At 35.8% G+C, this 19,358-nt stretch carries 31 protein-coding genes, 1 tRNA gene and 2 pseudogenes; 16 read left to right on the plus strand and 18 right to left on the minus strand.

The features are described 5' to 3' along the window. Window positions 1–230: 230 nt before the first annotated feature. On the minus strand, window positions 231–890 hold the full coding sequence (rpiA, locus tag STK_RS07200) for a ribose 5-phosphate isomerase A (RefSeq protein ID WP_010979326.1): 660 nt from the start codon (window positions 888–890) through the stop codon (window positions 231–233). Between the two features lie 83 nt (window positions 891–973). Between rpiA and STK_RS07205 the strand changes: the two genes are divergently transcribed. The 4 genes from STK_RS07205 to STK_RS07215 all read left to right on the plus strand — a co-directional run bounded on the left by STK_RS07205 (window position 974) and on the right by STK_RS07215 (window position 2,107). Then, window positions 974–1,070: transfer RNA gene (locus tag STK_RS07205), tRNA-Leu, on the plus strand. Window positions 1,071–1,428: 358 nt separating this feature from the next. Then, on the plus strand, window positions 1,429–1,569 hold the full coding sequence (locus STK_RS15240; RefSeq protein ID WP_198429767.1) for a hypothetical protein: 141 nt from the start codon (window positions 1,429–1,431) through the stop codon (window positions 1,567–1,569). Next, window positions 1,566–1,754: a hypothetical protein gene (locus STK_RS07210; protein ID WP_052846527.1), complete on the plus strand. Its 189-nt coding sequence runs from the start codon at window positions 1,566–1,568 to the stop codon at window positions 1,752–1,754. The genes STK_RS15240 and STK_RS07210 overlap by 4 nt, the downstream gene beginning before the upstream one ends. A gap of 143 nt (window positions 1,755–1,897) precedes the next feature. Further along, a complete protein-coding gene (locus tag STK_RS07215) occupies window positions 1,898–2,107 on the plus strand; it encodes a DUF4322 domain-containing protein (protein WP_084742654.1) in 210 nt (69 codons plus the stop codon). A 392-nt stretch (window positions 2,108–2,499) separates the two neighbouring features. On the opposite strand, the pseudogene STK_RS14850 reads toward STK_RS07215, so the two are convergent. Further along, window positions 2,500–3,146, minus strand: a pseudogene (locus tag STK_RS14850) (IS1 family transposase). A gap of 107 nt (window positions 3,147–3,253) precedes the next feature. On the opposite strand from STK_RS14850, the gene STK_RS07225 reads away from it, so the two are divergent. After that, window positions 3,254–3,727 carry a PaREP1 family protein gene (locus tag STK_RS07225; RefSeq protein ID WP_010979328.1) on the plus strand — a complete coding sequence of 158 codons (474 nt, stop codon included), beginning with the start codon at window positions 3,254–3,256 and terminating at the stop codon, window positions 3,725–3,727. On the opposite strand, the gene STK_RS15875 is transcribed toward STK_RS07225, so the two are convergent. From STK_RS15875 to STK_RS15675, 4 genes are all read right to left on the minus strand, one after another. Then, entirely contained in the window at window positions 3,716–3,838 is a 123-nt protein-coding gene (locus STK_RS15875) for a hypothetical protein (protein ID WP_269770908.1), read from the minus strand. The genes STK_RS07225 and STK_RS15875 overlap by 12 nt on opposite strands. Before the next feature lie 136 nt (window positions 3,839–3,974). After that, on the minus strand, window positions 3,975–4,169 hold the full coding sequence (locus STK_RS15880; RefSeq protein ID WP_052846528.1) for a prolyl oligopeptidase family serine peptidase: 195 nt from the start codon (window positions 4,167–4,169) through the stop codon (window positions 3,975–3,977). Between the two features lie 10 nt (window positions 4,170–4,179). Next, window positions 4,180–4,341 carry a prolyl oligopeptidase family serine peptidase gene (locus tag STK_RS15935; RefSeq protein ID WP_338055458.1) on the minus strand — a complete coding sequence of 54 codons (162 nt, stop codon included), beginning with the start codon at window positions 4,339–4,341 and terminating at the stop codon, window positions 4,180–4,182. After that, window positions 4,305–4,481: a hypothetical protein gene (locus tag STK_RS15675; RefSeq protein WP_232616534.1), complete on the minus strand. Its 177-nt coding sequence runs from the start codon at window positions 4,479–4,481 to the stop codon at window positions 4,305–4,307. Before STK_RS15675 ends, STK_RS15935 begins: the two co-directional genes overlap by 37 nt. Before the next feature lie 830 nt (window positions 4,482–5,311). On the opposite strand from STK_RS15675, the gene STK_RS07235 reads away from it, so the two are divergent. Next, entirely contained in the window at window positions 5,312–6,715 is a 1,404-nt protein-coding gene (locus STK_RS07235) for a hypothetical protein (RefSeq protein ID WP_010979329.1), read from the plus strand. A 443-nt stretch (window positions 6,716–7,158) separates the two neighbouring features. Here STK_RS07235 and STK_RS07240 read toward each other — a convergent pair whose 3' ends face one another. From STK_RS07240 to STK_RS07250, 3 genes are all read right to left on the minus strand, one after another. Then, window positions 7,159–7,395 carry a DNA-binding protein gene (locus STK_RS07240; protein WP_010979330.1) on the minus strand — a complete coding sequence of 79 codons (237 nt, stop codon included), beginning with the start codon at window positions 7,393–7,395 and terminating at the stop codon, window positions 7,159–7,161. A 215-nt stretch (window positions 7,396–7,610) separates the two neighbouring features. Next, window positions 7,611–8,666 carry a hypothetical protein gene (locus STK_RS07245; protein WP_010979331.1) on the minus strand — a complete coding sequence of 352 codons (1,056 nt, stop codon included), beginning with the start codon at window positions 8,664–8,666 and terminating at the stop codon, window positions 7,611–7,613. After that, window positions 8,659–9,261 (minus strand): hypothetical protein, encoded by a 603-nt coding sequence (locus STK_RS07250; protein ID WP_010979332.1) that lies wholly within the window; start codon window positions 9,259–9,261, stop codon window positions 8,659–8,661. The genes STK_RS07245 and STK_RS07250 overlap by 8 nt, the downstream gene beginning before the upstream one ends. A 278-nt stretch (window positions 9,262–9,539) precedes the next feature. Here STK_RS07250 and STK_RS15245 point away from each other — a divergent pair, with 278 nt between their 5' ends. After that, on the plus strand, window positions 9,540–9,692 hold the full coding sequence (locus STK_RS15245) for a hypothetical protein (protein WP_009073331.1): 153 nt from the start codon (window positions 9,540–9,542) through the stop codon (window positions 9,690–9,692). Here STK_RS15245 and STK_RS15680 read toward each other — a convergent pair. From STK_RS15680 to STK_RS07265, 4 genes and pseudogenes are all read right to left on the minus strand, one after another. Next, window positions 9,646–9,822, minus strand: a pseudogene (locus STK_RS15680) (type II toxin-antitoxin system RelE family toxin); the annotation flags it as partial. The gene STK_RS15245 and the pseudogene STK_RS15680 overlap by 47 nt on opposite strands. After that, window positions 9,823–11,445, minus strand: a complete 1,623-nt coding sequence (locus STK_RS07255) for a helicase C-terminal domain-containing protein (protein WP_010979334.1) — start codon at window positions 11,443–11,445, stop codon at window positions 9,823–9,825. Next, a complete protein-coding gene (locus STK_RS07260; protein WP_010979335.1) occupies window positions 11,421–12,707 on the minus strand; it encodes a ParB N-terminal domain-containing protein in 1,287 nt (428 codons plus the stop codon). Before STK_RS07260 ends, STK_RS07255 begins: the two co-directional genes overlap by 25 nt. A gap of 7 nt (window positions 12,708–12,714) precedes the next feature. Next, entirely contained in the window at window positions 12,715–13,002 is a 288-nt protein-coding gene (locus tag STK_RS07265) for a MarR family winged helix-turn-helix transcriptional regulator (RefSeq protein WP_010979337.1), read from the minus strand. A 98-nt stretch (window positions 13,003–13,100) separates the two neighbouring features. On the opposite strand from STK_RS07265, the gene STK_RS07270 reads away from it, so the two are divergent. Together STK_RS07270 and STK_RS07275 are read left to right on the plus strand one after the other, a co-directional pair. Then, a complete protein-coding gene (locus STK_RS07270) occupies window positions 13,101–13,394 on the plus strand; it encodes a winged helix DNA-binding protein (RefSeq protein ID WP_010979338.1) in 294 nt (97 codons plus the stop codon). A gap of 43 nt (window positions 13,395–13,437) precedes the next feature. After that, the gene (locus STK_RS07275) at window positions 13,438–13,623 is read left to right on the plus strand and encodes a hypothetical protein (protein ID WP_232616535.1); all 186 of its coding nucleotides are present in this window, start codon (window positions 13,438–13,440) and stop codon (window positions 13,621–13,623) included. Here the strand turns inward: STK_RS07275 and STK_RS07280 are convergent. Then, complete coding sequence (locus STK_RS07280) at window positions 13,595–14,026, minus strand: type II toxin-antitoxin system death-on-curing family toxin (RefSeq protein WP_052846531.1); 432 nt, start codon at window positions 14,024–14,026, stop codon at window positions 13,595–13,597. The genes STK_RS07275 and STK_RS07280 overlap by 29 nt on opposite strands. Before the next feature lie 128 nt (window positions 14,027–14,154). Here STK_RS07280 and STK_RS07285 point away from each other — a divergent pair, with 128 nt between their 5' ends. The 4 genes from STK_RS07285 to STK_RS07295 are packed head-to-tail and all read left to right on the plus strand — an operon-like array spanning window position 14,155 to window position 15,094. Continuing rightward, on the plus strand, window positions 14,155–14,475 hold the full coding sequence (locus STK_RS07285; protein ID WP_010979339.1) for a hypothetical protein: 321 nt from the start codon (window positions 14,155–14,157) through the stop codon (window positions 14,473–14,475). Between the two features lie 5 nt (window positions 14,476–14,480). Further along, window positions 14,481–14,660: a hypothetical protein gene (locus tag STK_RS07290; protein WP_052846532.1), complete on the plus strand. Its 180-nt coding sequence runs from the start codon at window positions 14,481–14,483 to the stop codon at window positions 14,658–14,660. Next, window positions 14,653–14,826, plus strand: coding sequence for a hypothetical protein (locus STK_RS15250; RefSeq protein WP_010979341.1), 174 nt, complete (start codon window positions 14,653–14,655; stop codon window positions 14,824–14,826). Before STK_RS07290 ends, STK_RS15250 begins: the two co-directional genes overlap by 8 nt. A gap of 10 nt (window positions 14,827–14,836) precedes the next feature. After that, complete coding sequence (locus STK_RS07295) at window positions 14,837–15,094, plus strand: hypothetical protein (protein WP_010979342.1); 258 nt, start codon at window positions 14,837–14,839, stop codon at window positions 15,092–15,094. Window positions 15,095–15,373: 279 nt separating this feature from the next. Here the strand turns inward: STK_RS07295 and STK_RS07300 are convergent, their stop codons facing one another. The 4 genes from STK_RS07300 to STK_RS07315 are packed head-to-tail and all read right to left on the minus strand — an operon-like array spanning window position 15,374 to window position 16,613. Beyond that, complete coding sequence (locus STK_RS07300) at window positions 15,374–15,880, minus strand: DUF1286 domain-containing protein (RefSeq protein ID WP_010979343.1); 507 nt, start codon at window positions 15,878–15,880, stop codon at window positions 15,374–15,376. Between the two features lie 9 nt (window positions 15,881–15,889). Then, window positions 15,890–16,135 (minus strand): hypothetical protein, encoded by a 246-nt coding sequence (locus tag STK_RS07305; protein ID WP_232616536.1) that lies wholly within the window; start codon window positions 16,133–16,135, stop codon window positions 15,890–15,892. Beyond that, entirely contained in the window at window positions 16,135–16,326 is a 192-nt protein-coding gene (locus tag STK_RS07310) for a hypothetical protein (protein ID WP_052846533.1), read from the minus strand. Before STK_RS07310 ends, STK_RS07305 begins: the two co-directional genes overlap by 1 nt. Beyond that, a complete protein-coding gene (locus STK_RS07315) occupies window positions 16,323–16,613 on the minus strand; it encodes a hypothetical protein (protein ID WP_052846534.1) in 291 nt (96 codons plus the stop codon). The genes STK_RS07310 and STK_RS07315 overlap by 4 nt, the downstream gene beginning before the upstream one ends. A gap of 81 nt (window positions 16,614–16,694) precedes the next feature. Between STK_RS07315 and STK_RS07320 the strand changes: the two genes are divergently transcribed. The 3 genes from STK_RS07320 to STK_RS07325 are packed head-to-tail and all read left to right on the plus strand — an operon-like array spanning window position 16,695 to window position 19,353. Next, entirely contained in the window at window positions 16,695–18,551 is a 1,857-nt protein-coding gene (locus STK_RS07320) for a VirB4 family type IV secretion system protein (RefSeq protein ID WP_069168194.1), read from the plus strand. Then, on the plus strand, window positions 18,551–18,691 hold the full coding sequence (locus STK_RS14865; RefSeq protein ID WP_084742656.1) for a ribbon-helix-helix protein, CopG family: 141 nt from the start codon (window positions 18,551–18,553) through the stop codon (window positions 18,689–18,691). Before STK_RS07320 ends, STK_RS14865 begins: the two co-directional genes overlap by 1 nt. Beyond that, entirely contained in the window at window positions 18,679–19,353 is a 675-nt protein-coding gene (locus tag STK_RS07325; protein ID WP_010979346.1) for a hypothetical protein, read from the plus strand. The genes STK_RS14865 and STK_RS07325 overlap by 13 nt, the downstream gene beginning before the upstream one ends. Window positions 19,354–19,358 lie beyond the last annotated feature (5 nt).

A 19,358-nucleotide genomic window follows, 5' to 3' on the forward strand; every position in this document is an offset into this window, starting at 1 on the left:
ATTGATTCCTTATTTGGTAATTCGGTAAACCAATGTTATATTACGGATTAGATTGACATTATGATATATAATCAATTATTTATTAGTATAATTATTCTAATTCTATGTAAGAAAATTATAATTCTCATTAATAGTCAGCACTATAAATCTATATAGATCACGATACTTCTTACCCCTCAGATAAAATAATTTAATAACGGCACATTCATTCATGTATGATCACTAAAAAATCACAAAATACTAATCCTCCCATTTTCGTTAGCCAAGTAAATTTCATAATCTTTTTTGCAAAATATACCACTTTCAATTATTGCAGGAATTTCTTTTACCAATCTTTCAAAATCACATAAATTTTCCCTCTTTACAATAACATCTAAAATTATATTCCCATTATCTGAGATTATGGGACCAATTTTACCATTTCCCTCTCTTATTTTTGCTTCATAGCCTCTTTCTTTAAGAGCTGAAATAACGTATGCTACTCCTACTGGTACAACCTCAACAGGAACAGAATACTCTTTTAAATCCTTAAGTTTTAACTCTTCACCAATAAATACTTTTTCCTTAGAGAATGTGTATAACATTTTTTCTCTAAGCAAAGCGGCTCCTCCACCTTTAATCATAATCTTATCAGAAGTTACGAAATCAAAACTATCTATATATACTTGAGGTCTTAAACCAGAATATAAGGTGATCACTATTCCTTCTCTCTTACTAATCTCTAACTCCGTATCTATTGAACTTGCCACAAATATCTTTTCCTTTAGAAGACCTTCTTCACTTAAAACTTCTATTAGTTTCTTTACTGTTTTACCTGTACCTAAGCCTATTAGTTTATGCTCCTTTAATTTATCAACAATAAAGCGAGCTACTACTTCTTTTGGGTCCATGAGAAGAACTATTGATATGTTGAATAAAAGGTTTAGGATGAAGAAAACCTATTTAAGCTATTGTACAAAATTTATAAGCTAGAGCGGGGGTGCCCGAGCTGGTCAAAGGGGGCGGACTCAAGACCCAAGGGGGATATCCGCTGGCGTAGGCCTGCGTGGGTTCGAAGCCCACCCCCCGCATCTGTTCTTTAGATTATAAGTCCCTTCATGTAGTTCATAGTACTCTTATTCAGCTATTTATATTTCTATAAATTTTTGTCATATATAATATCTTAGTTTTTATTAATACACTCTTTTTAAAGAAAGGACTATTCAATAAATTTATTATGCGAATTTTAACACTAACACTATGATCTACATTAACTTTTCTCTAGTTAAAAAATTTTCTGTATTAGATGAAATTATTCTTGTAAAATGAATTCGAGGTACACAGTACTTAGATATAGTTATTTCTATCCTGATAATTGTCTTTGATTAAGAAGAAAGATTAGGTAAGCTAAATGCGAGAGTTTTTTACCATTCACGCAAATTTTATTTTATGATACTAGTCATAGATAACAATGGTAATATTTTAGCAACTTTCAGTAATGAAGAAGATTCATATAATTTTGTTAAAGAGAAAATGAAAGAAGGTAAGAAAATTAGAATAATTCCCCCTGCACAACTCTACATGAAATGAGAATTAAAATTATGATAGGAAACATAGAGGACTGGTTTTTAGTAGATACAGGATTTAACGGAGATTTAATAGTCAAAACAGAAATTTTCGACGAAATACGTACAAAACCGTCAGACGGAGGAGAAGTTTGTGTTGCTAAAGACCTTTGTTTTTCAGCATTGCAAAAGATAGTTAGCATAGAATAGATATAATATTTATAGGAAAATACTTCTTTAGACCCCAAATTCATTTTACAAAAATAATTTCAAATAATAATTCCCTTTAATTTGAAAATTTTGTAATTAGAGAAAAAGTTAAGGTGGATGGATTACATTAGGGGGAATAACACTTGATAATACCAGACTCCATCCACACAAGAACACTTGCACAAATCAAGGAAAAATTATTTTCTCTCATAAACTTCAAGGCTGAAGAAGTAAAGAAAACACTTATAACAGCAGCACTTAGTAGGGATTCAATAGAAAACAAGGCAAAAGAGTTTGAAATATCACCACAAACAGTGAGAAACTACGTCAGTATGGGAATCTCTTTTTTCTGAGACTAATAATAATATTAGCAAAAATGAGTGTGGACATAGTGTCGTCATTAGGGTATAAATTCAGGGATTAGTCTTCTCTCTAGAGCGTCCAATGTGTAATTAATATAATTTACTTTATTAACAAAATTTTTGTAGAAAAGCAAATATTACAGAATCCAACTTGTAAGATAATACTTAATGAGATTACACCTAGATTATACATGTGTTAAACTCTAGATTAGAAAATATCATTAGGAAAGTTCCCTTAACTTTGATTATCGAATATTGCGAGATTATTTGTAGTTACATTTAATAAATTGATTTTATATTATTATATTTGTTGTAATTAAGTGAATTTGATTCTAGGTAAACATGTTTTATAACTTTTTAGTTTATTTAGTTATTCACATTAATTACACATTGGACGCTCTCTCAAATAAGACTAGTGCTATGGAGTACTTTATCATGCTTATGCTCCTATTTACTGCCTTTGTTGCCCTCTTGAACCTGACAAGCTTATCCCTTAATGAGGAATGAAGCCCCTCGTTGGGATTAACTGGTGCTACCGTGTGATTCTTTAACCAAAAGTAAACGTTGTAATCACCACTCACCCATCATCATCTGGCAAGTACATTTTAACCTCACCGAAAGTATTCTCATCCCTATCACCCACAGAGTAAATTAGGTAGACTCCAAGACTCCTGAAAACATAACAAGTAAACACCCACTTGTAGAAAGCCCTATTGTTTCTGTATAAGTACGTCCACATCTCATAAACAACTTTACCCTTAACAAACTCCTTAACCCTACTCCACCAGCTCCTCATACTTCCCTCTACTTAACCCAAGTAAAAAAGTACCCAAAGGTACATTAAGAACCCTAGAAATAGCCCTCATACTATTAGAATACATCCTCAAAGCCAACTCCCTAACACTCTTACAATTAGAAGCATAACCCAAAAAACGCTTACCACAAACCCTATACTTCTGCCTACTCAACCGCAACATGATGACTACCACAAGAAGGACAAGCTATACCTAAATATAGGCTTCCTACCCATAAGTAATACTCGTAATACAAGAATTTATACCCTAATGACAACACTATGTCCATACTCCGATAGATGAAGAAAAAGTTAATATTGAAGAGATAAAAAATGAAAATAGAATGTCGTTAGAGGAAATAATAAAAAAGCTAGAGGAGAGAGGAGTTGATGTTACTGAGGCTTTACTAGATATTTTAAGTAGGGAAGACCCTAATGATAGTAGTAAGGAAAGAATAAGTTTAGCTGAAAAGTATATGCAGGAAAGCAAAGAGTATGCTGAAAAAGGAGACGCAGTTCAAGCGTCAGAGAAGGCTTATAAAGTTGTCGAAGAAGTCGTTAAGGCGTTGGCGGAAAAATTTAAGACCGAGGAATACCAGGAGTTCTTGAAAGAAGGTAGATGGTACATCTATTTGTTAGGCAAGGCCAGCAAGACGCTTTCTAAAAATCTGGGTTATTGGGTTTTAGACGGCTGGAATGCTGGTTACGATTTGCATGTATGGGGATTCCACGAGAGAAAATATTCCGTTGAGGACGTTAAAGTCTCCCTAAAAAGGGTAGAAGAAATGCTTATTGAAGCAAAGAAGTTATTTGTTTAATATACATTCCTCAATGAACGCTATAACATAAGAGTACTCCCTAGCCTCAGACTCCGGGTCTACTATTGAATGACCTGACTCGTTAACGAAGAGCAGGACGTCATTATCCAACTCTTCAGACCTAGCAACGTACTTCAGAGCGTGAGCAGGGTTGAACCCTATCATCGTTAATTCCGGTATAAACAAAAGTCTTTGGTAAGCCACTCTTTAAGTTGTGATAAGGACTATAGGAGAGTAGGTAATCCTTTTACTTTGGGTCGTTAGGGTCCTCGTATTCCTTAACCCAATATTTTCCAACGTAAAGTTTATCATATCTTAACACGTCCAGAACAGGATGACCTATTACTGCACAGTCTATAAGCTCTGGGTACTCATTTTCAGTAGCACCTACTAAAAGCCCTCCATTACCCCCGCCCATTGCAATAGTCTTTCCTCCCATCATTTTGACAAACTTATAGAAATTCAGAAAAGTCCTTGAAGACGTTCTTCTTATTCAGCAACATTCCCTGCTTATGCCATTCCTCTCCATTCTTGTAATCTCCCCTTAGGTTAGTTATAAGTACAGAGTACCCCTCGTCTAATAGAACTCTGGTAGAATTGGGAAAGATGATAATAAAGAAATTCTAAATTCACCGTAGCCGTAAACTATAACACCCTTAGGGTTATTAACTTTAGAGAGTAGAAAACCGTGAAGTAACACGTCACCTTTTACGTATATATCACTTACTTTGACGTCGTAATTACCGTACTGCATTATTATTTCCTCCTCTTTTTCTCCTTTCCTCCGAGATATTCTAAATTAAATGACGTTTCTACAAGAAATAGGGAAGCCCCTTCACTATCCATGAACTCTATATTATCGTGATTTTCTTCTCCTATCTTATTACCTTTAAGGTCGTAAAATAGTAAAGGAGTCCTATAGTCCTTATAACTTTAACTGCCAGAGAATCCTTTAAAGAAGACACTCCAAGTACTGGATAATCCAACTAGAGGATCTTCTTGCCGTCGAGGTATACTACATCATTCTTCTGATAAATTAAACCGTTAAAGAAGTGTTAAACTAACGTTGTAAAAAATCACGTTATGCGTTAAATTCTACTATAGTAGTTTAAGGAAATTCCCTCACCATAAAAAATTATAATATTTGCTCATTAACTAATAAATACTTTGAATTTACTTCCTTACTTTATTTCGTTAATCACAAGGAATTTTCAGTTAATAAGACAGTATATCTTACATTTGTTTAACGTAACGTAAAAATGTAACGATTTTCCTGTAAGTGCTAAACGATAATATGTTTCGACAGAAACGTCAGATTAATTATTAGGGTTAATGACCTTTAACTTAGTAAGGACGTCATAAAAATTTCTTTTAAATGTACAGTAAACTCTTTACTTTATCTTCTTACGTGGAAATTTTAGTTGTTCTCACTTAACTAATTAAGTAATCTATCGGTATAATTATAGTATTTGAACCTAGCTTTATCCTCTTTTTTAACTCAGTTGTCGACTTTTAATCTTTATATTAAATATGTTAATTAATGTTTTGGAATAGATTTAAATATTTAAAATAATAGAATAAAATATGGCAGTTGAAACAGCACCCTCCTTAAGCTCCTTAGGCGGAATATTAGGAGGAATCATAGGCGGAGAAATAATACTAGATCAACAACAAGCTAATTGCGTAATAGAAAACCTAAAAAGATACAACTCACTAGAAACAGCACAAAGATACGAGATTTACCCCGCAATAGCCTCAAGTAGAAGAGTATTAAAAGAAGCCTCAAACTCCCCAGAAAAAATCTTCAGACAAGGAATACTCATAAAAACAACAGACACGGGAGATTGGTTTTACATAGGCGGAATCTCCCCATACTGGTCCCCAGACCAACTAATAGTATACCAAGGAGGATCACAAGCAACATCACCAGGAAAACTAAATAGAAAAACAATCGACGACCTAGCAGACAAAGGACTAGGAGCAATACCACTAATCAAAACAAAAACACCACCAACATGGTACAACCCACCACTATTCAAAAACTGCCAAGGAACATTCAACATCTTCTGGAACTACCTAGCAGAATTCCAGGGAGGCATACTAACAATATTTACCAACGCACCAATGGTAATGCATTATAGTCAGTTACTGGCTCTTGGAAAGGCTAGTTTAACATATTCATCGGGGGGTAGTTATTATCTTTCTATAGCTGCTAGAAATGATGTAATGCGTCCTGCCTCAGATACATATCCTTACATCTACTTTGCCTATGGCACTAACCCAGTGGTGGCAAAGAGTCACGGTTTGAAAATCTACCCCGGTTTTACATTTGATACTGTGACTAAAGAGGTCTTATCAAATTGTAGCGAAATAATGCCTAAGCAATATTGTTCTTTAAGTTTCCTAGACACTAGGTTTAATGATATTGATATTGGTGCTCTTGTTTATGCTGTGTTACCTTGTGGTACATCTTGCTCCCAGTTTGGTTTAGCTGGGTTAATTCTTGGTATTTCTCAAATAACAATTAAGGGTGTACAACTAGTTTATCTAAGAATTGCTCAGCCTCCTTCTGACTTAACTACTACTGCTATAATTGAGTGGGCTAAGATGATGAACGTTTATGATTCACTAAATAGTCTCATGGGTGCGAGTAAGAGGTTTAAGAAGGCTGTTTCTGATCTTTCTCTTGCGTTTCCGCAGTTTATTGCTACTGCTGCTGCACTCATTGTGGATTGGGTTGAGGTTTCTTATGATGATGGTTTAAAAGAGGCTGAGGAGAAGGCTAAGGAGTTGAAGGAGATGTATGATAAGGTTGTTGATGAACTGGCTGGTAAGCCCCCATCAATAACCAATAGGTACGTTTATAATCAGTGGTGGAAGTATAAGACTAGAGTAGAGGAGTGTGCTAAAGAAATAATACTAAACAACCCAGATATAACATATGAAGAACTATTAAATGAAGTAGACCAGTGTGCGGTGCTAGAGTAAGGAATAATGTAATGATTGTCTATCCTATAGTATTCTCCTCATATTTTCTCATTTTATCTTAAACATTTTTTCTTCACTCTTAGTCAGTCTAAAAAGTTTTATTAATTGAGATCATAATAGTGTATTCGAAATTCAAGAATTAATATTCGCCATTATGTTGTATCCAAATAATTTTTAGGGGAAGTGATAGCTAAATCATGCTTGTTCTTAACAATTACTCGTATTAATCTCCCTAGCTATGTAGGCTGTCTATTGATGAAGAACTAGTGCCGCCGCGGGGACTTGAACCCCGGACAACCGGATGTCTAAAAAGTTTCCGAATTATGTATATTAGAAACATTATGCGTTTCACGAGAGAAGGAAGAACTGATTTACAAAAAATAATGAATATTGATATGAAAATCAGTAGATAAAAGGGGCGTTTCAAAGCGTTAACTCCCCAGTTAACGCAAAATCTCATCTCTATATTTGAGGCAATACTCTCTTACCCTAATTCCCGCAATTTTCCTCCATTGTCTAGATATTATTCCCCTCTTATACATCCTAGTCAGGTAGACTAATAACGTATTCTTCTCGGCACCAGTCCTCTCCTGGAGCTCCTCTAAAGTCATGCATCTCCGACTTAACGAGAGCAGGATTAACTCGCTTAAGGTGAATCGTTCAAGAAATTCCCTTTCCATACCTAAATTTGATTAACAAATTGTTAATATTCTTTCACGTTCTGAAAAATTAGCTTTTTGAAGTGTCCCCCTCAGGATTAACAATTTGTTAATATTTACGTCATTATCGCATTACCCCGCTCTTTTGTGTAAAATTTTTGGAACCCAGGCAGGATTAATTATCTATTTCCTAGAGATTATGGTGAATATCATAAAATTTTCTAAGAGACAAAATTTTATTCCTGGACTTCAACAACTCTCCTCCTTATAAATGTTTCAGCTAATCTATCAGTTATTATTTTAATTAAATCTACAATATTCGAATTACCTACTACAAATTTCTTGCTTTGCTCATCAAATTCTACTTTTAACTCCTTTTGAGTTTTCCTTTTATATTCTTTCTTTATATTTTCTACAATCTTCGGGTTATTATTTAGCTCATTTTCGACTTCCTTTATACCATATCTTACAACTTTATTTAGATTCCTTAAGTGTGATGGATCTACGTTTCTCAGATTTTTTTCGAATGATTGGGGATCATCAATAATATTGTTTAGCTCTTTATAATTTGGATTATTTTTTAATTTCTTTATATGATAATCTTTTAAATATTCCTTAAATTTACTATCCCTCTCGAATTCTGATAGTGCAAAAATGATTATTTTGTCCTTATAGTATACAAACAGTATCTTTTTTCTTAGAATTATATAGTCGGTACTGCTTACTATTTCGTATGTATCATCATTTGAAAAACGCAAAATGTTATGTTTAGGCCGTTTTAGAAAAGTATTTTTATCGAATTTATCAAAAATTAATATATAGTTCCCACTTTCATCTCCAAGCTTAAACCCAATGTAGTCAGTATTTTGGTAATCATCTTTTGGACTGTATTTTACGTTAGTAGGCGGATCTCCTTCCATCATTATTTCGATTAATGTCGCAATTACGTTATCAGATTTACCTGACTGGTAAGTATGTGATTGAGCCTGGACAGTAACTTGTTTTTGAGGATCAAGAGAAAAATCTATATAGCATGGCTTTTTTAACGCAAAATCCGCACACTCATTAATAATAGTTTCATTACCTAGCTTTTTCTTTATTTTATCTTCTATATAGTTAAAATAACTTCTACTATTTTCCCTTATTTTTATGTACTTAAGTTTGTACTCAATATTCTCTTTATCCTTTTTATCCACTCTTACGAAGAAATATATTCTCTCAAGCTTTTCTTCTAACTTAATTTTATTAATGGCCTCTACTAAATCTTTACCAGAATATCCCTCCTCAGCCATTAACCCTCTTTTTCTTTATTAACCGCTGGTCTAAATAAATATTCTGATATAGGTGACGTACTACAATCGGATTTCCTTCCTCTATCATTTCCTTATATATAACATAAATTGAGGTCTTGTTTTCCTCTACTTTTAATTTATAAATTCTGTAGCCTAGTAGGAAAAGGACGGGGTTAAAGAAGATTATTTCACTGTCCTTATACAGACCGTATATGAAAATCAGAATTATGAAAAAGACTATTAGTCCATAAACGGTGGCTTCAAATGTTGAGACCACCCCTATTACATAGGTCATAATAATGTTAGCATAATTACTACTTAGGTCTTCTACTTCAATTACATGATAAACCCTTGGGTTTTCCTTACCTTCCTCTCTAGTTAAGAGGTCATAATAAACATGATTAGATATAATTAGAATAACAGTTGTTATTACGTAGGCTATTAAGACTGGCGGTATACGTAAAGTGAAGTCTCCTACCGTAAAACCGATAGGAAACGCTAGGACATACCTAGAATAAATTACCATGACAATGATGAATAGTAAGGTATATTCACTGATAAATAGCCTTAGTCTGGACATGATACCAATTAGCATTTAGTGATACAGGTTAATAAAACTGTATAAAAATGAAATGTCCCCAGTCAATGAGGGACATATATTTAAACTTTTTGTATAGAGCTTATATATGCTTTCCCAGTTGATTGGAAAAACAGTTTTTCTCAGTAAACTGGGGAGTTAACTGAATTTTTCTCACGTAAAATTTTATCCTGGGATCCAACACTTGCGCATTTAGTATATTCAATACAATTTTTCAAAATTCAATGAGAAGAAACCAGCATATCCTTTTTAATGCTTGTAACAAATATATACTTATGAGAATTGAAGATAAGGACGAGAAAGGTGAGGGTTACTTAGTTATTGAGAGTAAGGAAGATTTGGAAGAGTTTAGGAAAATGTTAATTGAAGCTTATTATGAGCTTAACCCCGACCGTAAACGTCCTTGTGAGACCCGATCTCCCAAATAAATACAATACAGTTTTTTGGATCCACGCTGTATAGTATCCTTATATCACCAGTAACTTCTATTGAGAACATATTATTACCATACATGTCTTTTCCTAACTTCTCTCTGGAATATTTCAAAGGGTTTTCCTGCTATGCAAAAAGCTTAATCTCTTTTTCGGAAATACCCAGGTCAGCAAAATATTCCCTATACCTTGAATCACAAAGGTAAATCTTAACATAATCGTTAGGATCCCTAAAAGCCCTGCCGATAGTCTGCTTAATCACTATTGCAGTTAAGTCGTGTATTATTGAGTCCTCATCTTTACCAGTTAATTTGCTCAGCCTCTCTATTCTCTTCCTTACCATATCATCCGAAACGTTAGGATAAGGCAATCCTGCAAGCACTAAACTTTCAAATAGGTTCTCCTTTTCTCTAAACTCCACTCCCTCACTCTCTTTAGCACGCATTACCAACATTACGAGATATTTGCCGGTCTTCATCAGCTCTAAAACCTCTTCGTGTCTGGTCTTTTTATTCTCCTCAATAACCGGAATTCCCGATAGATGGATTCTGACACTTTCTAACATTTCGTAGCTGGGAAAGAAAACAAGAACACTCTTACTGCTGTTTTCATAAATCCTCTTAAGCAATATGGAGTAAATGGGGATGTTGGAGTTCCTCTTACGGAGTTCCGAAGTTACGTTTGGGCAGTAATAGTACTCTCCCCTTCCGTAACTCTCGTTTACTACAATCTTGTACGAATTTGTAAGTGTTAAAGATTCGGGTAAAGTACCGCTCATCAAAACTTTAAACGTCTTAACGTTAAGTGCGTCTTCAATTAATTGGTTAACGTCTGAAGGTACTTTAACCAGACTTCCGTTGCAGTTATACAGATCACCTTTCATCTCAACAAACTTTAGTAACGACTTCAAACTTGACTTCTTTACCGGTCCCTCATCTATATTTAAATACGCTCTGGTTACTACTATTAACTCGCCGTTTGTTTCCCTATCTGGTAATGGCATTAATGATAATTCGTGACACCTCCCGTCCTTGATTAGTTTACTCATATAATCGATAAGCAAGTTGATGTAGTCTTTTACCTTCTTCGCATCTATTCTGTTAAGCCTTTCGACAATTTCTATCTCTTTTAACGCTCTCTCCAACATTTTACGACTTATTTTCCTCGTAAACCACTTATCCGCTTCAAGCAAATTATGGGCTTCGTCTATTACGATCAGATAGTCCTCAAGCTTTAAGCAATCATCCTTATTACAGAAGACGGAATTCCTTATCGGTTTCTGAAATAAATATGGATAAGTCATCGCTATTACGTCCTTATCCTTAAGGTTTGCCCTTAATGAATAATAGGGACAGTAATCTACAGCATCTTTAAACTCCTCTATTAGTTTTGAAGGCTCTTTGTCCTCTATTGTCTTTATTTTATCCTTCAGTCTGCACTTACTACAGTTTATTTCATCTGGTTCCTCATCACCCTGAGCGTAAATACATGAAGCTGACTTACCTATCAGAAAGCCCGTCTTTAAGCCCAAAAGTTTGGCGTTCTTGTAAATGCTGTCCAACTGACTATGTGTTCTGGTAAATATCAGAACCTTCTTTTTCAGTTGCATACCTAATACTTCAACGAAGACCGTCTTACCTAAGCCGGGCTTTGCGTTAAGCAAAAGAGTCTTGCCATGCTTTAAAGCATTAATTGCTTCGCCTAATTTCTCCGCCTGCCATTGTCTTAACTGCAATTTAAGGACCTCCACGAAATGATGTAGTTATCTTCTTCTGGGTCGTAAACTGCCAGATTGTTAGAGACTAGAAATTCGGCTAATTCCTTATACTGTTTTGATCCCCTTTCCAACGACTTTAGTGCTTCAAGTAATATTGCGTAATATTTATCGTTTATTTTTGCTATAACCACGTCGGTGTTGAAATCGAGTTTCGTAAATCCCTTATTAGATAGTTCTTTTAACACATTAGAAAATTCTAATGTTACTTGCGTAGTGTTAGAGTTAGGAGACACATTTAACTGGGGAGTTAACTGTTGTTCAGCCTCTTGTTTTTCTTCTTCCTTAGCTTTTTGCCACTCCTCGAGAAGCGGATATTCTTCATTTTCATCTAACTCTCTCTGTCCTTCTTCAGTCTCATCTTCCTCTTCCTCATCAGTTTCGGCGTATTCATCTTCTGTTTTTACCCTGGACTTCTTCTTAGACTGCTTAATCTTTTCCTCAGTCTTCAGCTTGTTTATCGCTTGTGAAACAGCCATCTTATGGTCTAAAATCAGCTGTAGTAGATCGTCTCTTTCTAGGATTTTCCTACCTTCTTTATCAGTAATCAGTTTAGTAAGCTCTGTTTTTGGTATACGTTTATCCAGGTCTAGTAAGTTCTTCTTACTCAGTAATGTGTATATCTCATAAGCCTTTCTGATGCCTATTTTGTTCTTCTTCTCATCTCCAATATACTGGACTAACCATGGTACTTCTTTCTTGATCTGGAGATATTTTCTAATAGTATCCTCATTTATCTGAACATCTGGTACTAGTTTCTTCAATTCTTCCCTTATTTCCCTGGATTCTTCAGTTACGGAGTTTTTTGAAATATTTTCTTTATCGATTGCTGAAATTCTGGCACCAGTGCCAGAATTTTGCTCTTCTATATTATCTTTTTTCAGTCTCTTTTTCATTTCATGAATCTTATCAATTAGTAGTACTAGCTCGTCCTTAGTTAAGTGCCTCCTCTTTAAGTTCAGGCTTGCAATGATATCAAGTTCTTCCTCTCTCCCGCCTGTCTCGTAGACCTCGGCTGGGATTTCTGTTAATCCTAATTCTCTTGCAATTCTGAGCCTCGTATAACCATCTATCAGTTCTCTATTCTGATTTACAATAACTGGAAACAGAAATCCCTGCTCTTTTATAGCCTTCTTCAATTCCTCATACTGATTATTCTCTGGAATAAGGGCTTTGTATTCATCAACTTCCTTAATATCATCAATATTCAGTTTAGTCCTAGCTATGAACCTAGCCATTATGCGGTCACAGCTCCTTCAATTTATTTTTTACAAATTCTTTACCTTTATCGGAAAGTTTTACATAAGTTATCGTTTTCGTTAATTTTCCTCTTTTCTCCTCTCTTTGCTCAACCTCTATCAGTTCATATATTTGTAATTCTGGTATCTTCTGCGATATGGTGCTTCTTGGAATTCTAGTACTTTCAGATATCTCATCTATGTTGTGAAAACCTGGGTTTTTGTATAAAAAAATCAGTATTTCTCCCTCTGGACTAAATAAGAGGTATCTCTTTTGTTTGAGCATATTTATCATGTGTTATGTTCCAAATAACAAATATATAAATTTATTTGATAAATGTTATGTAACATAATAAAAGTCCTTATTATGTTACTGGTTAGATTACACATAACATGGAAGATATAGTAAGGCTTAACGAAATCGATCAAGATGTCTTGTTAGCTTTATTAAATAAGGATAAGCTGGGGATAAGGGAGTTAGAGGAGGAAATAAAAAAAGTTTCGAAACAGAGGTCTCCTAATGCTATAACTAAGAGCGTAGATAAGCTCCTTAAGATGGGGTTAGTAAAGGAGGAGAAGGAGGAAAAACCGCCCAGAGGTAAGAGACTAATTTACCTAACTGATAAGGGTAAGGAGGTGGCACAACACTTAAAATCGATTTATGAACTTATCGGGAAGAGTGGGTAAACATTATAATGGAGGAATATAAAGGTATATAATGTGGATAAAAATGACTGACCAGATCTCAGAGATCAGAAACGACTTATATAAGAGAGCTGAATTCGTTATAAAGACTTATAAGAAGTATTTAGACGCCTTAGCCGAATTCGATAAAACTGGGGTACTCAAAGTTGATGGAAAAATACTTTATGTAGCAAAGCGTAAGACTAATAATGGACAGTCAGATTTTTCATAATTTCTTCAATAATTTTCTGCAATTTATCTATATCGTTTTCCGATTCATTAGATATTTCGGCTATTATAGTTATCAGTGAGTTCATTAAGTTTTCTTCGAGAACTACATCCCTTTCATATAACTTAGAAATTAATGTAATCAACAGTGTAGTTGCAGTTCTTTTATTTCCGTCTGCAAAAGGGTGTCCTACTACGAGATGATGTATCAATACGGCTAGGCTTCGGCTTATATTATGATTTATTTCAAAGTCCATCACTGCAGAATAGATAGCTCCTTCAATATTTCCCTCATTAATTACGGTAGAAGTTAGAGAAGGATCTTCTTCTTTCAGAACTCTATCGTTTAACCATGTTATGAAACTTTTATCAAGCGAAGTAACGATAAGTCGGAATTTATTTTCCAATGTAAATTACCTCAAGAACTATTTGTTCATGGTTTTTATAAACTGAGCAATTTAAGATTTTTGTTATGTGTCACATAACAAGCAAAAAGTTTAAATATTTGTTATGTAGTACATAACATGAAACAAACATGATTTCCACACAAATCCCCTCAAAATCCATGATAAAGAGAACCTCAGTTTTTTACACTCTAGGAGAAGGAATAATCATTTCCGCAGATATTCAAAGTAAGTCAAGGAAAGATGTAGTTCACTATACCAGAATTGTTTTAGATCCGTTATCACTAAAGGTAGTAAGGAGTTCTTGCGATTGCGAAGGCTACACTTTCAAGCACAAATGCTGGCATATAAAACTACTAGAGGATATTGCAAAAACACAATTGAAAGAAGAAGTACAGAAGGCAAGACAAGAAATGCTGAGAGAGGAAGAAGACATAGCTTCGTGGGGTTGAGAAGAATGCAGGCTCAGAAGCAAGTTAATAGCAATGGGCTCCTAGAAATCATTAAGGCTATTTATTACATTAGTGAGGCCATGAAAGTTGCGGAAAGTTATGACCCCAAAGCTTTCGAACTCTTAACGGAAGCTAAGGACTCGTTAGTAGATTATCTGATATCCCAGGTGAGGAAGGATGAATGAAGGACAGAACAAAGTTGATGAGCTGGTAAAATTAATCAGGATATACTTTCAATTAGACGAAATAGTAGACTTCGCACTAGTAGAGCTCGGCGATAATGAGGTTACGGCAAAAATTTCTGGAGTAAAAGACGATGTAAGGAAAGTAATTGAAAGGATGATAAGCTGAGGCTGATCCAGTGACCGAGCAGATTGTTTTGGATTACTTAAGCATCTATAAGCATGTTGAGGAATGGATTACAAACAATATATTATCGCAGTTACCTTACCCCAAAAAGGAGCTCAAGCTTTCATCTATTAATATTTCATTGACCGCTGATGACAAAATAGTTGCTTACATTAAATTCTACGTTAAAATAGGATACCTCGATATAGAGAAAGAGCTGGAAGGCTCTTTATACTTAATTGATGGCAAAAGTAAGTTAGTCCTAAAATAACCGAATTTTTCTCAGTAAACTCCCCAGTTATTTCAAATTTTCTCACGCATTAAAATGACGACCAGTGCATATCTACTCTGTTAGTCCAATTTTTCAAAGAAAGCTTAATAGTTAGGAGGATAAGATTAAATTAGGGATGAGGGGGTCGGGTCAGCTTCCAAGCCATTCATCAAGCTTTCAGATAGCCACCCCTCGTCATCCCCTCATCCCCCATTTCTAGTTCTGTAAAAACATGTTTAAAAATCTTTCTGTTTTTATTTTTGCTTGATTAATATTTCATTAGAAATAATAATAGGAATTAGTAATATAATATGCGATTAACAGAAGCAGAAAACCGGCAAAGATTGCTAAACCATTTACTACCGGGTTATCGTACTTATAGTGGGCTAATGCGAACCTCCTCCACCTCCCCCTCTTCTTCACATAAACCCCAGCTTCAGTAAACATATCCAGAAACATGTGTGTAGGACCAACTATAACTCCGGAAACCAATACTTCAATTAAAGCATAATAACCGTACATATAGTGTATGAGGAAGATTAAGGGAATTGTTGGTAATAATCCCCATAATACACTCCTAGGATAAGTATGGGTTAAAGGAGACCTAACCGGTATATAACCCCTTCCGGTCAACAACTCCCTATGCCCCAACCTGTCTATAAGAGAATTACCCAAAATAGAAGAATACGCAGCTATGAAAAAACTCAAGAAAAAATTGTTAGAAAGAAAAGCCAAAACTAATGATATAACACCAAGCGAGAAAACATAATGAGTCCTCAACTTCATTTTCTCACCCTAGTTTATAATTTCGTCTGGAAGATTTTTCATTTTTAAATCTAGTAGTAATTTGGCTAATTCTGTATATTCTGAATAGTATCTATCATCGTTGCTCTTCTTTACGAGATCAAAATATCTTAAAAGCTCTAGAATATGATATACTATTTCTTCTCTAATTCCAGTTTCGTCTGAAATTTCTTCAATTGTTCTTCCTTTAGCTTCAGATAATATTATTAATATGAAAAAGTCTATTTCTTCTAGCATCATATCACCATATAAAGAGATATAAATATTGCACCGAATATTGCTAAAATTATCGAAAAGTTTCTATAAAATTTACAGAGTTCGGGCTGTACTTTTAACTCATAAAGAATCAAATATACTATACTGTAAAACAATAAAATTATCGCTGGGATTAATAGAAAGATTTTTATAATTTCTTCAGGCGGTATCATTTTCTCTTACTCCTCCTTTTTGAAGATGTAACAGCTTTTTGTTGTATAGCGTAGTAATCCCTTATCCTTGCTAATGCTTCCTTCCAGTCCTTAACCCCCTCTAACATTTCAGCTAAAGTATTATTCCCTATATATTTCAACCACTGAACGATATGCCCCTGCTCCAAATGCCAATTAACACATGCTGGATCTGTTGCTCCAATTCTTGCTATTTCTTTTTCTAATTCGTCGACGTTATGAGCTGTACCTACTACTTTTTCGTAAGATTTGAAGTAGAATGGTTCCATTTTCCTCAAAATAAAAAAGGCAAATGTTTAAATAGACAGGGAGGGAGGGGGCACTATTTAAACTTTAGCTAATCTTTTATGATGAAGGGACAAACTCAGGCTAAAACTAAAAAGAAAGTAGAAGAGAAGGTCTACGAACTGGAGCCAGGTCCGTTCGAACTCTTAGATGATAATGAAAGGGACAGGCTAGAAGGGGAATTTCAGGGGTTGTTGAACTTAGTAGACAGAGGTACTATTGTTGTAGTAAGTAAGCAGGGCGAATACGAGTACGAAAACGAAAAGTATCCTATCATATATAATAAGTTCCTTCTTATTACGGCCACAGAGCTGCAGTACAACCAGACCAAATTAGAGAGGCCCAGGATCGTAAAGACGCACCCGGACTATGTCGAGCTAGAGAACGGACTTCTTGCTCAAAGTGCTGTATTCTACCGCTTTCCAGACATTGTACCAGAAGGCTTCTTAGCCGAATACTTTGGACTCGGGGACGTCGTTTTCAAATGGGAAGCGCTGGATCCCGTATCTGCCGCTTCGGCTATTGATAGAACGAGAAAGAGATTAGAAAGCTCCAGCTCTAACGATAGTTTCACGATAAGGAAATTACAGAAGGTTACGCAGCTACAGGGCATAATAGGAGGACAGGCAAAGTTGCTGCGCTTTTGGGTCTACATAACGTACTACGGCGAGACAAAAGGTGAACTTAAAAACAAGTTTAATCAAATAAGAGCAATTGCGAAGAGTCGTCTGTTCGACATCGATATTCCTAAATTTTATCAAGGGGCTCTCTACAACTTCAGGACAGATGTAGACTTCTTTGTCCCGTTCTACAACTCTGTTAGGCCTCACTACGTAGACACTATTACAGCCTCATGGCAGTTTTACCCTCTAATCAGCGAGGACCTTATCGACGAGGGAGGCATCTTTCTGGGCTTCAGCGACTCTGGGTCACCGGTGGTCTTCAATCCTTATCGTAGAGCTAACTACAACATGATCATTTTGGGCGAGACGGGATCCGGCAAGAGCATGACGGCAAAAATCTTCTTAAAGAGGATGAAGAAACAATTTAACATCAAAATTTGGGGTATTGATCCAGAAAATGAGTACGTAAAAGTGAGCACTGCATTAGGAGTTAAGGGAGTAGTAGTGAAGAAGAACATGACGCTAGGCTTAGACCCGTTCAAGCTTTCTAGGATAGAGACCGAAGAAGGACGTTTAATTGATGTCGAGGACATTGCAGAGCTGCTTGCGGATTTCTATTTGCCAAACGACATAGCTCTTAGGAATAGGCTGAGGGCATTAGTAGACGATTACAAGGACTCGGAAAGCGTATTTGAGTTTGTTGAGAGAGTTCGGAAGGAGGACCCAGAGGTAGGAAAATACCTTGATGCTATAAACTCCCCGCCAGATTCTTACATCTTCGACGGGGACGTTAGTATCAGTGATAATATTGTATTTGGTTTAAAGGAAATCAGTGGGACTGGCGCCTCAAGGCTGAAAGCGTTGATCACTACATTGCTCACTATCATATACCAGAAGCTGATGTTTTCCAACAAAGAGAAAGGCTACCTGTTCATTGACGAGGCATGGCTCTTCGTTAACTACCCTGTCACGATGTCGCTATTAGAAAACATTTCACGTAGGGCCAGGAAGTACAACAAGGGCTTGCTGTTCGTAACGCAGAAACCAGCGGACGTGGCAGGGAACGAGGCTGGGAGGACGATTTTGGAGCAGAGCGCTACCGTATTGCTCTTGAGGCAAAAGAAGGCAGGTATTGAGGTCTTACAAAAGGTCTACGGGATAAGGCAACAGGAAGCTGAGGCACTACTAAACGTAGATCCAGGCCATGGAATTCTTAGAACAGGGAACTACTTACTTAGATTATACATTCAGCCTAGCAGTGAGGAGTTCGAAGCGTTCAGAACCACGGGTGAGTGGTGATGAAGAAGAGAGCTATAATAACATATGTATCAGAGGACATATACGAAAAGCTAACTAAGATTGCAGAGAGCAAGCAAAGCTCGATATCGCAAGTAGTTCGTGAAATTATCTTAGAGAAGGTGAGAGAATGGCAAGGCTAAGAGAGAGCTTAATCATAGACGAGATATCTTTTTTTGAGGAGCCGCTCGGTGGCAATCAATTCCTAACGATGAAGAATATGTTCTATGGGCTCTTTGCAATGTTAGTGGGGTATAAACTAATCTACAGCGGGAAGCCGGCAGCGGAGTTGATAGGAGTGCTGCTTCTTCTCTTCATCGGCTTTCTAGTAGCTTATCCTAAGAGGTCTCTAACTGCAGAGTCTTTGCTGATAGGGCTGATATCTTACTATCTGGGATTCGGCCAGCAGACTAAGAACAAAGAAGAGATGATAAGGAAGAAGAAGGAAGAGAGGAAGAAGACAACTGTACCTATTATTCCGAATATAACTAGTATAAGGAATGTATTAAGGGGACTTTTAGGGAAGACTGGACAAACTGGGAAAAGTACTCTCAACGTAAAAGCGCCAAAAGCGTTAACTCCCCAGTTAACGGCACAAAAATCCAGAAAACTAGCGATAAACTTCAGCCTAATAGATTACATTATAGTAATAATAGGGATAGTAAGCGGGACGTTTGGGGTTATAATGTTTAACAAGGCTTTCTGGAGCTTGAACGTAAATGAAGTATATATTGCTACTGTTGTTATTATTGTTGGATTTTCAGTATCGATAGAGAGAATATTAGAAAAGCTGGTTAGGAGGTGATAGCG

This window comes from Sulfurisphaera tokodaii str. 7 (assembly GCF_000011205.1).
In the GTDB taxonomy this organism is placed as follows: Archaea; Thermoproteota; Thermoprotei_A; order Sulfolobales; family Sulfolobaceae; genus Sulfurisphaera; species Sulfurisphaera tokodaii.

Coding starts and splice junctions, on each gene's coding strand:
- STK_RS15880 (WP_052846528.1), bottom strand. CDS start 4,169: ATGATGGGAGGAAAGACTATTGCAATGGGCGGGGGTAATGGAGGGCTT.
- STK_RS07235 (WP_010979329.1), top strand. CDS start 5,312: ATGGCAGTTGAAACAGCACCCTCCTTAAGCTCCTTAGGCGGAATATTA.
- STK_RS07225 (WP_010979328.1), top strand. CDS start 3,254: ATGTCGTTAGAGGAAATAATAAAAAAGCTAGAGGAGAGAGGAGTTGAT.
- STK_RS07265 (WP_010979337.1), bottom strand. CDS start 13,002: ATGATAAATATGCTCAAACAAAAGAGATACCTCTTATTTAGTCCAGAG.
- STK_RS07240 (WP_010979330.1), bottom strand. CDS start 7,395: ATGGAAAGGGAATTTCTTGAACGATTCACCTTAAGCGAGTTAATCCTG.
- STK_RS07290 (WP_052846532.1), top strand. CDS start 14,481: ATGCAGGCTCAGAAGCAAGTTAATAGCAATGGGCTCCTAGAAATCATT.
- STK_RS07250 (WP_010979332.1), bottom strand. CDS start 9,261: ATGCTAATTGGTATCATGTCCAGACTAAGGCTATTTATCAGTGAATAT.
- STK_RS07270 (WP_010979338.1), top strand. CDS start 13,101: ATGGAAGATATAGTAAGGCTTAACGAAATCGATCAAGATGTCTTGTTA.
- STK_RS15250 (WP_010979341.1), top strand. CDS start 14,653: ATGAATGAAGGACAGAACAAAGTTGATGAGCTGGTAAAATTAATCAGG.
- STK_RS07320 (WP_069168194.1), top strand. CDS start 16,695: ATGAAGGGACAAACTCAGGCTAAAACTAAAAAGAAAGTAGAAGAGAAG.
- STK_RS07310 (WP_052846533.1), bottom strand. CDS start 16,326: ATGATACCGCCTGAAGAAATTATAAAAATCTTTCTATTAATCCCAGCG.
- STK_RS15240 (WP_198429767.1), top strand. CDS start 1,429: ATGATACTAGTCATAGATAACAATGGTAATATTTTAGCAACTTTCAGT.
- STK_RS07300 (WP_010979343.1), bottom strand. CDS start 15,880: ATGAAGTTGAGGACTCATTATGTTTTCTCGCTTGGTGTTATATCATTA.
- STK_RS07210 (WP_052846527.1), top strand. CDS start 1,566: ATGAGAATTAAAATTATGATAGGAAACATAGAGGACTGGTTTTTAGTA.
- STK_RS15675 (WP_232616534.1), bottom strand. CDS start 4,481: ATGCAGTACGGTAATTACGACGTCAAAGTAAGTGATATATACGTAAAA.
- STK_RS07315 (WP_052846534.1), bottom strand. CDS start 16,613: ATGGAACCATTCTACTTCAAATCTTACGAAAAAGTAGTAGGTACAGCT.
- STK_RS07305 (WP_232616536.1), bottom strand. CDS start 16,135: ATGCTAGAAGAAATAGACTTTTTCATATTAATAATATTATCTGAAGCT.
- STK_RS14865 (WP_084742656.1), top strand. CDS start 18,551: ATGAAGAAGAGAGCTATAATAACATATGTATCAGAGGACATATACGAA.
- STK_RS15245 (WP_009073331.1), top strand. CDS start 9,540: ATGAGAATTGAAGATAAGGACGAGAAAGGTGAGGGTTACTTAGTTATT.
- STK_RS07245 (WP_010979331.1), bottom strand. CDS start 8,666: ATGGCTGAGGAGGGATATTCTGGTAAAGATTTAGTAGAGGCCATTAAT.
- STK_RS07285 (WP_010979339.1), top strand. CDS start 14,155: ATGATTTCCACACAAATCCCCTCAAAATCCATGATAAAGAGAACCTCA.
- STK_RS07325 (WP_010979346.1), top strand. CDS start 18,679: ATGGCAAGGCTAAGAGAGAGCTTAATCATAGACGAGATATCTTTTTTT.
- STK_RS07275 (WP_232616535.1), top strand. CDS start 13,438: ATGACTGACCAGATCTCAGAGATCAGAAACGACTTATATAAGAGAGCT.
- rpiA (WP_010979326.1), bottom strand. CDS start 890: ATGGACCCAAAAGAAGTAGTAGCTCGCTTTATTGTTGATAAATTAAAG.
- STK_RS07260 (WP_010979335.1), bottom strand. CDS start 12,707: ATGGCTAGGTTCATAGCTAGGACTAAACTGAATATTGATGATATTAAG.